We start from the raw sequence: 12,968 nt of genomic DNA, 5'->3' as shown, positions 1-12,968 counted from the left end.
TTAGTCGCTCACAATTGGTTTGGTTAGCGATTGGCGGATGACTCATTTATCACTTGGCAGCAGTGTGCCATTAGATTATCCAGTGATAGCGTTTACGGTATCTAGTGATATGATATCTGCTAAACCGTTATCTGATTAATAGGTATTTTATGTCTACTCCAGCACCAAACTTTAAGCATCAAGATACGCAGCCATGGTATAAAAACTACATGGTCGTCATCTTTGTGATTGGCATGCCAGCGCTGGTCGTGATCGCATGCATCTGGTTTGTGTATTACTCCTACCAAATCCGTGACAGTGTGGTACGTGACGACTGGTATATGGATGGCAAGACCCTCTATCATGATATCTCTCGTGATAAGCTCACGCATGATTTGGACTTGCATGGCAAAATGCAGTTTGCTGATAATGGCGATATTGTGTTTTATTTAAACTATCCTGAACAAAGCTTACAGACGGGCAAGCTCCTAAACGGCACACCTCTCACCTATCCTGAGACGCTGGCGCTGTCTATCTCTCATGCCACCGATATCAAAAAAGATCGCGATGTGGTGCTCCAGCACGAAGAAGGCAATAAATACCGTGCTCATGTCGATATCGATCCTGTAAAAGCCAAATACTATCTACAAGTGAGTAATGATGGTAAGGATGACTGGCGTATGCAAGATGTGGCACGGCTACCGCGCTCCGAGGTAAGCTTTGAGCCGCTACCCGTCTTTTCAGAAAGCTAACCACAGGGTTGGCTCTTAACTTACGCCAAAACCAAAAAAACCAGCCATTAATCAATAATGCGCTGGTTTTTTTCTGACACGGGTGTGAGTGAATCGGCTCTCTTTAAATCACAGGATTAATCGTTGGAATCTTCTGTGCGGTAGAGCGACTGTCTGTGGGTTTCTCTGCTGGCGGTTTGCTGGCAAACTTAGGATTAAACGTTTGGGTCTCAGGCGCGATAGGCAGACCAATATCGGCCAAGCTCTGAGTCTGCCCTGCTTGAATATTATCTCCCTCAAACAGACGCTCCTCATTATCACGATCGAGGCTCAAGGTCTCAAAGTCAAACAACTCACGGTCGGCGAGTTGTGATGGTGCGACGTTTTGTATGGCCTTAAAGATAGACGCCAAACGCTGCGGATGGGCATCGTCCCACTCACGTAGCATGTCATTGATGATGGCACGCTGTAGATTGGTTTGACTGCCGCATAAGTTGCAAGGAATGATCGGAAACGCTTTGAGTTTGGCATACTCAATGATGTCTTTTTCTTCGACATAGGCCAGCGGACGAATGAGCAAGTTTTGCTTGTCATCACTGAGCAGTTTTGGCGGCATTGATTTGAGCGCGCCGCCATGAAAGAGGTTTAAAAAGAACGTCGCAAGCATATCATCGCGATGATGGCCTAATGCGATTTTGGTCGCGCCTATTTGCTTGGCAAAACCATATAGCGAGCCGCGACGTAAACGCGAACAGGCCGAACAATAAGTCTTGCCTTCTGGTACCACGCTTTTGACGATACTATAGGTATCTTTTTCTAAGATATAATGAGCGATGCCCTGCTCGTTCAGATAAGCGGGCAAAATATCCTCAGGATAGCCTGGCTGCTTTTGGTCCAGATTGACCGCCACGATGTCAAAGTGAATCGGCGCGATACGCTTAAGTAGCAGCAAGATGTCTAGCAGGGTGTAGCTGTCTTTACCGCCTGAGACACATACCATCACCACATCGCCATCTTCGATCATATTAAAGTCACGAATCGCCCACGACACTTGGCGGCGCAGCTTTTTTTGTAGTTTGCGAAACGCCGCTGTTTGCGTAGGCTCCAACGTGCTACCGTCATCATCCGCGCTATTGTCAGCAGCATCTTCTATGCTATCGTGCTCAGGGTACAAATTATCATTGCCCAAGCCTGCATTGGCCGCTGTATCAACAAGCTCTGGCATGGCGTTTGGCGTGAATATGGTCGCTGCGGTCATAAGTTACTCAATATCTTTACTAAAATTATATGGCTATCATGAAGGGCAACCTATTCATCGGCAATCCGTTAAAGCCTGCGCTGACATAGATATCTTGGAAACTTTGGATATTTTGGATGCCCTAGGTGCCCTGACGGCTGCGATTATATCAAAGTTTGCTAACAGATTGAAAAGATGACGTTAATTTATCCGCGCAACTTGTCACAGGCACGAGCGGTGGCTAGCTTTAGGCACGCACCATTAAAAAGACGCCATAAGGTTCTGTCAGGCAGGTGTTTTTGCTAAAATAGCCAGATAGCCTCCATCACTATTAAGCTACTCACTATTTCTCAACCAATAACAGACGCCACTATGACTCACGCTACCTTGCCGCCCGCCTCCTCTTCTCAAGCTGCTGACGAGCCGGTCACAGATGTGCATCAGCAAAACGCCGTCGTACTACTATCAGGCGGACTTGATTCGGTAACCTGCTTGTATTGGGCCAAGGCGCGCTACGCCTCGGTGACAGCGGTCAGCTTTAACTACGGACAACGCCACAACAGTGAGCTTGTCGCTGCAAAAGCCATCGCCAAAACCGCCAAGGTCAGCCACCGTATCATTGATATCGATATCGCGCAGTTGGGTGGCTCGTCTTTGACTGATCACAGTATGACGATCCCTGATGGCGCTACCGACACATTTCCCAATCAGCAGCACGCTGAGGTCGATAATGACGCCATTCCCAATACTTATGTGCCCGCACGCAATACGATTTTTTTGTCCTATGCGCTGGCCGTGGCCGAGGTGACCGATGCCAATCATATCGTCATTGGCGTCAGCTCCGTCGATTACTCTGGGTATCCAGATTGTCGCCCTGAGTATATCGCGGCCTTTGAACACATGGCCAACCTCGCGACCAAAGCGGGCGTGACCGGTCATCATTTGTCGATTCAGACACCGCTGCAGCAGCTGTCTAAAGCCAAAACCATCGAGCTTGGTCTATCATTGGGTGTCGATTATGCTCAGACGATTTCTTGCTACCGCGCAGATGCCAATGGCTTGGCTTGCGGTACGTGTGATAGCTGCGCGCTGCGCCGCCAAGGGTTTGCCCAAGCAGGCGTCGTCGACCCTACCCGCTATCAGGCCTAAGCGCAGATAGCGCAGTTTTTGTAGGCGCGCAGCCCAACAATCAACATTTGCGAAACATTCGCTTGCATTAACACAGCATGTCATCATTGTATTTTGCGCCCTATCCTTGCTATGGTATGTGCGATTGCATTGATTGCAAGACATTAGTTACAAAACCTAAGTGACGATATCATCTGCGTATCGCTGTACCTTGATAGCAGCGACGCACACCAAATTTATAAAACAGACGCCATCTGTAAGAGGATATTTATGAAGTTGTTGCCAGTATTACCCCTAGCCCTAGCTGCCATCTTTGCGTTGCCCCAAGCAAACGCGGCTGATATCAAGCAAGACAATATCAATACCTGTGTCAATGGCGCGGTCAAATATAAAGTCGCTGACAAAAGTACCGCCACCAAGCTATGCAATTGCACCATCGGCGTCCGTAGCAACATGACCATCGGTCAAATGTGGGAAATCGAAAGCTACGCACAAAACAAAAAAGACCCCTCCAATCTGCCATATGTCAAAAAAATGCAAAAAGACTTACAGCAATGCACAGTTGGTCTAGACCTTAAGCAGCCACAAAAACCTGCTTAAGATAACGGGTGCACGATGTACAAAAGACTGGCTATTGCCAGTCTTTTTTGTTGAGGATAAACAGACAAAGTGTAAAACTGATTATTCATTTTTGCTAATCTGCTTATAATAAGAATACGATAACGCTGATAAAGCTCGCTATACTTGCGACATACATACTATACAAACCATCTATAACACCATAAGGACATTAACATGGCAAAGCCCACCACAGAAAGCATCAAGTTACCTGATTTTCCTGTTACCATCGTCAGAGCGCTAGACGGCCACTTCATCCATGATGACATTAGCCTAAAAGAAATGGTCGCCCATACCGACAAAGGCCTAATATTATACTTTTATCCAAAAGACAATACGCCTGGCTGCACCACACAAGCGACCGAATTTACCGCGCGCCTCCACGAGTTTGATGACTTGGGCTATGATATCGTTGGCGTCTCACGCGATAGCATCGACTCTCATCAAAAATTCATCACCAAGCATGACTTACACATCCCGCTCATTAGCGATACTGACGAAAGGCTTTGCCAATATTTTGATGTAATCAAAGAAAAAAACATGTACGGCAAAATCACCTTGGGGCTGGTACGCTCTGCCTTTGTGTTTGACAAAAACGGCACCCTTACCCATGCACAGCGCAACCTGCGTGCTAAAGGCTATACCGATCGTCTGCTAGCAACATTAACGCCTTAACCAGCTGACAAGATAATAATCACTAACATCATCTGTGATACCTAGGTTAAATAATCATTTCTTAACACTTGAGAATACTATGAATAAACCGTCTAATACTGATAGTGCCGAGCAAAAAATCACCCGCACCGTATCAGTGGCCGTGATTGGCGCGGGCACAGCTGGTCAAAATGCCTTTCGGCAAGCCAGCAAAACCCGTGATGACATCGTCATTATCAATGAAGGGTTTTGGACCACCACCTGTATCCAAGTCGGCTGTATGCCAAGCAAGCTATTGATTGCTGCTGCAGACCGCGCCCATGAGGCCAATCACTCTGCAGACTTTGGGGTGCATGCCACCACTCAAATCGATGGCAAACGGGTCATGGAGCGCGTCCGTGAGGAGCGTAGCCACTTTGCCAGCTATATCAAAAAGCAAGTCGAGAGCTGGCCTGAGGACAAAAAAATCGATGGTCGCGCTTATATCAACCAACAAGGCCTGATCGAAGTCAATAACGAGCTAATCGACGCCAAAAAAATCATCGTCGCCACTGGCAGCTCGACGTTTATCCCAGACGGCTGGGCAGATAAGCTGGGTGCGACCTTGCTCACCTCTGATACCGTCTTTGAGCTCAATGACTTACCCAAATCATTGGCCGTCGTCGGTGCAGGTGCCATCGGTCTTGAGCTTGCGCAAGCCTTTACTCGACTGGGCGTCGAGGTCACACTATTTAATCGTGTCAAGCGCGTGGCCGGTCTCAAAGACGACGACATCAATAATAAAGCCATTGATTGCTTGAGTCATGAGCTGACCATGCACCTAGGTAGCGATATCAAAGACGTCGGTACACGACATACCGATACGCAAGACCATCCAGAACAAACCGCATTTATCAACTATGAAGACAGTGCCGGCGAAGCGCGCCAGTGGCAAGGCGAATACGTGCTGGTCGCCACCGGTCGACGCAATACCATCAAACAACTGGGCATTGAAAACTTGGGCGTCGAGCTTGATGATAAAAACCGACCAAAAAACCTCAGTATAAAAACCGGCCAAATTGGCGACTTAAACGTCTATATCGTGGGTGATGCCAATGCACACATACCTTTGTTACACGTTGCTAGTGATGAAGGCTACAGCGCAGGCAACATGATCTGCGGCAATGAAAAAGACGCCTATATACGTCCGCCTGCCCTGCCTTTTTCTATCGTGTTTTGCTCACCGCAGATCGTCAACGTTGGCATGTCGCTTCCTGAAATCCAACAAGACCCAGAGTTAGAGTACGTCATCGGCCGCGTCAGTTTTGACAATCAAGGTCGTAGTCGAGTGATGGGAGTCAACTGTGGCTTGCTCCATATCTACGGCTGCAAAAAAACCGACAGAATACTGGGCGCCAGCATGATTGGCCCTGATGCTGAGTATATCGGTCACATTTTGGCGACAGCCATTACCAATGACTTAAACATCAAAGACATGCTCGACACGCCATTTTATCACCCTACAATATTAGAAGGACTACGGACAGCGTTGCGCGATGTACAGCACAAGATGGAAATCCCTTATCAGTACCACGATACGCAAGAAGACAGTTTTTAAGGATTTGGACTGTTTTACAGGAAGGACACGCCCTCATAAAAAACCTGATAAAAAAGGTAGCATTGCAGGCGATCAGGGCGTATCTTGTGTTTGCTTGCCTCCCTAATTTCAGGTAACTTAATACCTTTACATGTACTCATCACTGCATGGACCAAAAAATGCCAATCGCTAGTATTACCGATTTTTTTCAAGAGATCATTCGTGATCTGCATACTAGTCTTTATCTGGCGCTTGGCGGCTCTGCTGATGAAGAGTCAATCGACTGGTCCTCACAGGTGGTCGATTTGGCCAGTACTGCCATCAAAATCTTGATCTTGCTTGCGGTACTTGGGGCTTTTTATTGGTTGGCGATTTATATTCTCAAGCAGAGCAAAACAAAGCTGCACTTGAATGAGCGGCGCACCAAGATTGTCCGTTCGGTACTGCGCTATATCTGGATTGTGGCAAGTTTGATTGCCATTATGAGTCAGATATACTTTGAGCCTGAAACCATCAAGGCCACTGCCAAGGCCAGCACATGGGCAGGTATTTATTATGTGCTTTGGACCTCATCTGGACAGATCATTCACAAAGTCTTGCAGCATTATGGTCTGAATGCCTCGATAGAGCAGCTACTAAAAAACATCTTGTCTGTGCTGCTACTGGTGCTAGGTCTGGCCAGTGTCATGGCGCAGTTTGGCTTTGATATCGTCTCACTGGTCGCCGGTCTCGGTATCGTCGGTCTGGCGGTAGGCTTTGCCGCTCAGTCCACCCTTGCCAACTTCATCGCTGGCATTACCATCTTGCTTGAGCAATCGTTTCAAGTGGGTGACTGGATTCATATCAATGAAAATGAAGGCCGGGTGGTACTCATCGCCCTGCGTACCACGCATATCTTGACGCGGGACAACATCACCGTCATTATCCCAAACTCCAATGTTGCCTCCTCTGAGGTGACCAATTTAACCTCCAAAAACTTCATACGGTTTGATATTCGTGTGCGTATCGCCTTTGAAGACGATATCGATACCGCTCGCAAAGAGATCCTACAAGTCCTCAGTGACACCGATGTGGTGCTCAGTCGTCCAGAGCCCTCAGCCACAGTCGATGAAATTGGTGAATACGGGGTTTTCTTTATCGTGCGTTTTTGGGTAAAACCTGCTGCCGTCGCCCGTATGCCAAAAATCAAAGAAGGTCTCAAAGAGGACATCAAACGCGCGTTCGATGCTGCCAACATCTCTACCCCTTATCCGCATATGCGTTTGCTGATGCCAAAGGACGTCGACTATCCTATCGCCACCAAGCCCTTTGCCACCACCACGCAGGTAGTATCACAGTCATCAGAGCCGCTACCCCTGACAAAAAATGAGCAGTAAAGACGCGACTATCTTGCTCAATACCCATCACTTTAAACCATCCTACCTGGAAATATGATAAAATCACGGGTTAAACATCGCCATTGTTGATGTGCCTCATTTACCCTTTTAGACCACAGGTATCCGTATGACCGAAACCACTTCGCCAGCATCTTCCACAGCATCTTCGCCAGCGTTGTCGCTTGAGCTTATCGTTACCTGTGCCGATGGGCTCGAAGCGCCGCTACAGACTGAGCTGACCAGCTTTGGTATTCAAAGCGATATCAAAAGCACCGGTCGTCTGACCGTCACTGGCGGCTTGCGTGATCTGTATACCATCTGTCTTTGGTCACGCGTGGCCTCACGGGTACTGCTGCCAATCAAACGCAAAAACATCAATACCGAATATGATGTGGCCGAGCAGCTCTATGGTTTGGCAAAATCTGTCAACTGGACTGAGCAGTTTGACTTAGAGCAAACCTTTGCCATCCGTCTGTCTGTCGATAAGCGCGTGGCGGTCAGTCAGCAGTTTGCAATGCTGCGTATCAAAGATGCCATCGCCGATACCTTCAATGAAGTATATGACAGCCGCCCCAACGTCGACAGCAAAAACCCAGATTTTTCTGTGTTTGCTACTGTCAATGACAAGCAAGCCGAGCTGTATCTAGACCTATCTGGTACCAGCTTGCATCGCCGTGGCTATCGTGTGGCCATGACCGACGCGCCTTTAAAAGAAAACCTAGCCGCAGCGCTACTCTATAGCGCAGGTTGGCATAAGAAAAACGACGCAGGCAACGCGCCTTTTTATAACGCTCTTATCGATCCTATGTGCGGCTCTGGTACATTTATTATCGAAGCGCTCTTGATGCATTGTGATTATGCTGTCGGTATCGATAAAGCAGCCAATCAATTCGGATTTTATGAATGGCAACATCATGATGATGCGCTCTGGCAGCAGATGATTGAGGGTGCCCAAAACCGTTTTCGCGAGGCGCTCGCCATTGCTCAAGAGCAGCCAGACACCTTGCCGCTGATTTTGGGTTTTGATGCTGATAGCGGTGCGATACTCGCCACAGAAAAAAACCTGATCGCTGCAGGGCTGCAAGAACTGTTGCCGCTGCTTGATATCGAGACGCGCGCGCTCAACCAGCTAGGCGGTGTGCTAAAGCCGCTGGTCGATGATGGCCGCTTGAGCAATCCGCTTGTCATTACCAACCCACCTTATGGCGAGCGTTTGGGCGATGAAGACATTATCAAGCCTTTATACCAGTCAATCGGGCTTATTTTGCAAGACAGCTTTGCAGGCAGTGGCATTAATCCAATGCTTGGCATCTTGGCCGCCAATGTCGAGCAGGTCGATATCTTACCAATCAAAGAACCAAAGACCCTGCGCTGTCACAACGGTGCCATGACGGTTTATTTTCGTTATGGGACCCTTATCGCTGGACAAATAGGCCATCTGGTCAGTCGTTTTGAGAAGCGTGACATCACGGTAGAAGGCGGGCAAGACTTTATCAACCGTCTACAAAAAAACCTCGTCAAGCTCAAAAAACTCGCCAAAAAAGACAATGTCAGCAATATTCGTGTCTATGACGCTGATTTGCCCGACTTTAAAGTGGCCATCGACCTATATGGTGATTATGCGCACGTGCAAGAATACGCACCGCCCAAAACCATCCCACCTGAGACCGCAAAAAAACGCTTTAACCTCGCCTTGATGGGTATTCGTGAGGTGTTTGATATCAACCGCGAGCAGGTCTTTATCAAAACCCGCGCCCGTCAATCAGGTAATGAGCAATACAGCAAGCAAGGCAGTAGCGAAAAGCGCGGTAAGTTTTATATCGCACGCGAAGATGGCGCTTACTTTTATGTCAACTTTACCGACTATCTCGATACCGGCCTGTTTATCGACCATCGCAACATGCGCGCCCGTATCAAAGCCAACAGTCGCGGCAAGTCAGTACTTAACTTATTTGCTTATACCTGTACGGCCAGTGTACATGCAGCACTCGCTGGCGCCAAAAAAGTCACTAGTGTGGATCTGTCACAAAACTATCTCGACTGGGGCAAGCAAAACTTTGCCTTAAATGGTCTGGATGTCAGTGGGAGCAAATATCAGTTCGTCGCCGCCGATATTTTTGAGTGGATCAAGGACAATACTGAGCAGTTTGATATTATCTTTATCGATCCGCCGACGTTTTCCAACTCAAAAAAATTCCAAGGCACCTTTGATGTGCAGCGCGACCATGCCGCCCTTATCAACCGCGCCATGAACCGCTTAACCTCGGACGGCGTGTTGTATTTTTCCAATAACTTCACCCGTTTTGAGTTGGATGAGCAGCTAAGCGAGCGCTACGATATTGTCAATATCACACCAAAGACCATCGGCTTTGATTTTAATATCAAAAAACCCATCCACCAAAGCTTTGAGATTCGTCATCGTTAAGGCATAAAAAGGCCTATACCTGCCTTGCTTGCCCAGCTTTCGTAGTGTTTTGTAGCAAATATCACAATGGCCCAATCGGCTTTGATTGGGCCATTTTTTGTTGTTATGATAGAGCACTACTACGCGGCGAAAAAGCGCAGGCTGTCCAGACACCAATCCCATCATAGGTTTTGCTCGGCTTAATCTACTCAAATGTGCCATGACATAGCCCGTGCTTTTATCCTGCGCCTCCCTCCCCTAATAATAAGGACAATCCCATGGCTTTATCACTGAACAAAGGCGGTAACTTATCGCTCACCAAAACCGACCCAAACCTAACCAAACTGCTCATCGGTCTTGGCTGGGACGAGCGCGCTACCTCTGGCGCTGAGTTTGATCTAGACGCCAGTGTGTTTTTATTAAATACCGCGGGCAAAGTACGCGGCGATCATGATTTTATTTTCTACAATCAGCTCAAATCTGACAATGGCGCAGTGGAGCATACTGGCGACAACCGTACAGGCGAAGGCGATGGTGATGATGAAGTCATCAAAGTAAACCTCACCCAAGTCCCAGCCGATATCGACAAAGTCGTGGTCACGGTCACCATTCATGATGCGGCAGCACGCAATCAAAACTTTGGTCAAGTGGCCAACGCCTTTATCCGCGTCGTTAATGAAGAAACAGGTACAGAAGTCGTTCGCTTTGACTTAGCAGAAGACTACTCGGTCGAGACCGCCATGGTGTTTGGCGAAGTATATCGCCATAATGGCGAATGGAAATTCCGCGCTGTCGGTCAGGGCTACTCAGGCGGCTTGCAGGCGATGTGTCATCAATATGGCGTCGATATCTAATTTTGAGTATAACCCTCTACCCTAGCGATCAGACAGTCATAGCGCACTGTCAGACACGATGATACGCACAAATTTTGGTTGCAAAACAGTCACAATTTTTCATCGGCAAACGACTAGCAATACTTTAGGTTTCGTTTAAAATTATCCATAAAAAGTGGTTAGCGATAACCACTTTTTTGCAGTTTGTGCCTATAATAGGCCGACCTTAGCTTTACGCAACCAGACAGGATGTGTCATGAGACATTTTTATTTAGACTTTATCTTTACCATTATTGCCCTTGCAATCGCGGCATGGTGGGGATATTCACACGGCGGTATGGGCGGTATGATAACCACCCTATCTATTACTGCTATTTTGGCCGTCATGGAGATTTCATTATCATTTGATAATGCGGTGGTCAACGCTTCAGTCCTCAAAGGCTGGGACGAATTTTGGAAAAAAATCTTTTTAACCGTTGGTATTTTAATCGCCGTATTTGGTATGCGTTTGGTATTCCCAATCGTCATCGTTGCCGTCACTGCTGACCTTGGTATGATGGAAGTGATCAATCTGGCGTTGTATAACCCAGAAGAATACTCTGCCAGACTCATGGCACACCATGCAGAGATCTCTGCCTTTGGTGGTATTTTCTTATTGCTGGTGTTCTTAAACTTTATCTTTGATGATAAAGAAGTGCATTGGTTTGAGTGGTTAGAGAGCCGTTTGGTAAAGCTGGGCAAAGTCGATGCCATGAGCGTGTTTGTGGCGCTGATCGTTTTGATGGTTGCGGTATCGTGGGCCAGCGCTGAGCAATCAGCGGCGGTATTAATCGCAGGCATCTGGGGTATTCTTGTCTATCTTGGTGTCCAAGTGGTATCAGGTATGCTCGAGGGCGATTTGGAAGAAGAGCTAGAGCACGAAGGCGGCACCTCAGGATCTGAGGCCACCAGCGCCATCATGAAAGGCGGTATCATCGGTTTCTTATACCTAGAAGTCCTTGATGCGTCGTTTAGTTTTGATGGTGTGATTGGTGCCTTTGCCATTACCAATGACGTGATTGTGATTATGCTTGGTCTTGCCATCGGTGCGATGTTTGTCCGTTCGATGACTATCTTCTTAGTCGATAAAGGCACGCTTGATGAGTTTGTCTATCTAGAGCACGGCGCGCATTATGCCATCGGTGCTTTGGCCATCATCATGCTATTGTCGGTGAAATTCCACGTGCCAGAGCTGATCACTGGTCTTATCGGTATCGCCTTTATTGGTTGGGCGTTTGTGGCATCACTTAACTACCGTAAACGCCAAGCACTTGAATAACGCAGCCGTGTTTAGTGTCAGCATTCGATTTCATTAAGTGGTCAAATGACAGGTTATATCAAGCAATTGGTATAACCTGTTTTTTATGTGCGATTGCAGACTTCACTCATTATCTAGCGTGATATCCAACCTTATATCGTTAATCTATTTTAAAACCGGTACCGTCCTACTGGCATTAAGGTGCTCACTATCTCTAATGATGTTTACTTCCCTGCCAGCATCTTCTGAAGTTTTGCCAACACCACGCCATAAAGCGGTAAAAAAATACACACGCCCATCACTATTTTAAACAGATAATCCATCGCACCAATCTCAACCCAGTGCGACGCCATAAAAGGATCTGGGCTTTTATAAAAAGCGATGGCAAAAAAGCAAAAGCTATCGACCAAATTGCCAATAAACGTCGATGCAAGCGGTGCAACCCACCAGATACTCAAGCGGCGCAGTTTATTGAATACTTGGATATCTAGCAGCTGTCCGACCACATAAGCGCTAAAGCTGGCAAGAACAATGCGAAAGACAAATAAATTAAAATCCAGCAGATGCTCATGACCAATAAATTGACCATTTGAAAACACCACAGAAAAATAATAAGAAATCACCAGCGCAGGCATCATAGCAAAAAAGATAATACGTCTGGCTAAATGCTGACCAAAGATACGCACGGTCAAGTCAGTAATCAAGAATATAAAGGGAAAGGTAACAGCGCCCCATGTAGTGATAAAGCCAAACAGCTCGACAGGTATCTGCACTAAGTAGTTACTACTGGCGATGATAAAGATATGCAGGCTGACCAGCCAAAATAGCGCGCGGCGATAGCGAATGGGTTCGATCGGGGTTGTCAAAACAGTACTAATAGTCATAAAGCGGCCTTTTTTTACAGCAGGGTAGAGGGAACCTGAGCGCGCTATTATAAATGATAATCAGATAAATAGCGAAACGACGATGGACATGGTCATAATCTCAATTTTTTGTAGACAGAAAGATATATGTTGTATAGTCACACAAAATACGCCTTGCTTACTCAGCAATCGCTTAGTATATTAGACGTAATGATAGGCAGGATATGGCGTACAGGTCGATTTATTGATCTTTTGTGCTCAGATAGCCACGA

General features: G+C 47.1%; 11 protein-coding genes. 9 read left to right on the top strand and 2 right to left on the bottom strand.

Annotation, left to right across the window (positions count from 1 at the left end; translation table 11 throughout):
* The first annotated feature begins 149 nt into the window (after positions 1–149).
* A complete protein-coding gene (locus tag CAP50_RS04900; RefSeq protein WP_075101081.1) occupies positions 150–731 on the top strand; it encodes a FixH family protein in 582 nt (193 codons plus the stop codon).
* Positions 732–834: 103 nt separating this feature from the next.
* On the opposite strand, the gene ttcA is transcribed toward CAP50_RS04900, so the two are convergent.
* A complete protein-coding gene (gene ttcA / locus CAP50_RS04895) occupies positions 835–1,935 on the bottom strand; it encodes a tRNA 2-thiocytidine(32) synthetase TtcA (RefSeq protein WP_424108339.1) in 1,101 nt (366 codons plus the stop codon).
* A gap of 384 nt (positions 1,936–2,319) precedes the next feature.
* On the opposite strand from ttcA, the gene queC reads away from it, so the two are divergent.
* The 8 genes from queC (at position 2,320) to CAP50_RS04850 (ending at position 11,854) form a co-directional block, all read left to right on the top strand.
* Positions 2,320–3,096 carry a 7-cyano-7-deazaguanine synthase QueC gene (queC, locus tag CAP50_RS04885; RefSeq protein WP_100749225.1) on the top strand — a complete coding sequence of 259 codons (777 nt, stop codon included), beginning with the start codon at positions 2,320–2,322 and terminating at the stop codon, positions 3,094–3,096.
* A gap of 249 nt (positions 3,097–3,345) precedes the next feature.
* On the top strand, positions 3,346–3,675 hold the full coding sequence (locus tag CAP50_RS04880) for a hypothetical protein (RefSeq protein ID WP_075101077.1): 330 nt from the start codon (positions 3,346–3,348) through the stop codon (positions 3,673–3,675).
* 195 nt (positions 3,676–3,870) lie between these two features.
* A complete protein-coding gene (locus tag CAP50_RS04875; RefSeq protein ID WP_100749224.1) occupies positions 3,871–4,368 on the top strand; it encodes a peroxiredoxin in 498 nt (165 codons plus the stop codon).
* A gap of 79 nt (positions 4,369–4,447) precedes the next feature.
* A complete protein-coding gene (locus CAP50_RS04870; protein ID WP_100749223.1) occupies positions 4,448–5,944 on the top strand; it encodes a dihydrolipoyl dehydrogenase in 1,497 nt (498 codons plus the stop codon).
* A 158-nt stretch (positions 5,945–6,102) separates the two neighbouring features.
* On the top strand, positions 6,103–7,299 hold the full coding sequence (locus CAP50_RS04865; RefSeq protein WP_241900649.1) for a mechanosensitive ion channel family protein: 1,197 nt from the start codon (positions 6,103–6,105) through the stop codon (positions 7,297–7,299).
* A gap of 127 nt (positions 7,300–7,426) precedes the next feature.
* Positions 7,427–9,724, top strand: a complete 2,298-nt coding sequence (gene rlmKL / locus CAP50_RS04860; RefSeq protein WP_100749222.1) for a bifunctional 23S rRNA (guanine(2069)-N(7))-methyltransferase RlmK/23S rRNA (guanine(2445)-N(2))-methyltransferase RlmL — start codon at positions 7,427–7,429, stop codon at positions 9,722–9,724.
* 257 nt (positions 9,725–9,981) lie between these two features.
* Positions 9,982–10,557 carry a TerD family protein gene (locus CAP50_RS04855; RefSeq protein WP_075101072.1) on the top strand — a complete coding sequence of 192 codons (576 nt, stop codon included), beginning with the start codon at positions 9,982–9,984 and terminating at the stop codon, positions 10,555–10,557.
* 235 nt (positions 10,558–10,792) lie between these two features.
* Entirely contained in the window at positions 10,793–11,854 is a 1,062-nt protein-coding gene (locus CAP50_RS04850; protein ID WP_075101071.1) for a DUF475 domain-containing protein, read from the top strand.
* A gap of 203 nt (positions 11,855–12,057) precedes the next feature.
* On the opposite strand, the gene CAP50_RS04845 is transcribed toward CAP50_RS04850, so the two are convergent.
* A complete protein-coding gene (locus tag CAP50_RS04845; RefSeq protein ID WP_100749221.1) occupies positions 12,058–12,717 on the bottom strand; it encodes a 7-cyano-7-deazaguanine/7-aminomethyl-7-deazaguanine transporter in 660 nt (219 codons plus the stop codon).
* Between the last annotated feature and the right edge of the window lie 251 nt (positions 12,718–12,968).

This window comes from Psychrobacter sp. L7 (assembly GCF_002810365.1).
GTDB lineage: Bacteria > Pseudomonadota > Gammaproteobacteria > Pseudomonadales > Moraxellaceae > Psychrobacter > Psychrobacter celer.
The sequence above is the reverse complement of the archived record's forward strand: the minus strand, read 5'-3'. Positions and strand labels throughout refer to the sequence as shown.

What these genes read in the sequence shown, in the direction of transcription:
- CAP50_RS04880 (WP_075101077.1), top strand. Translation starts at nt 3,346, where the DNA reads ATGAAGTTGTTGCCAGTATTACCCCTAGCCCTAGCTGCCATCTTTGCG.
- CAP50_RS04855 (WP_075101072.1), top strand. Translation starts at nt 9,982, where the DNA reads ATGGCTTTATCACTGAACAAAGGCGGTAACTTATCGCTCACCAAAACC.
- CAP50_RS04900 (WP_075101081.1), top strand. Translation starts at nt 150, where the DNA reads ATGTCTACTCCAGCACCAAACTTTAAGCATCAAGATACGCAGCCATGG.
- rlmKL (WP_100749222.1), top strand. Translation starts at nt 7,427, where the DNA reads ATGACCGAAACCACTTCGCCAGCATCTTCCACAGCATCTTCGCCAGCG.
- CAP50_RS04875 (WP_100749224.1), top strand. Translation starts at nt 3,871, where the DNA reads ATGGCAAAGCCCACCACAGAAAGCATCAAGTTACCTGATTTTCCTGTT.
- CAP50_RS04850 (WP_075101071.1), top strand. Translation starts at nt 10,793, where the DNA reads ATGAGACATTTTTATTTAGACTTTATCTTTACCATTATTGCCCTTGCA.
- ttcA (WP_424108339.1), bottom strand. Translation starts at nt 1,935, where the DNA reads ATGCCAGAGCTTGTTGATACAGCGGCCAATGCAGGCTTGGGCAATGAT.
- CAP50_RS04870 (WP_100749223.1), top strand. Translation starts at nt 4,448, where the DNA reads ATGAATAAACCGTCTAATACTGATAGTGCCGAGCAAAAAATCACCCGC.
- CAP50_RS04845 (WP_100749221.1), bottom strand. Translation starts at nt 12,717, where the DNA reads ATGACTATTAGTACTGTTTTGACAACCCCGATCGAACCCATTCGCTAT.
- queC (WP_100749225.1), top strand. Translation starts at nt 2,320, where the DNA reads ATGACTCACGCTACCTTGCCGCCCGCCTCCTCTTCTCAAGCTGCTGAC.
- CAP50_RS04865 (WP_241900649.1), top strand. Translation starts at nt 6,103, where the DNA reads ATGCCAATCGCTAGTATTACCGATTTTTTTCAAGAGATCATTCGTGAT.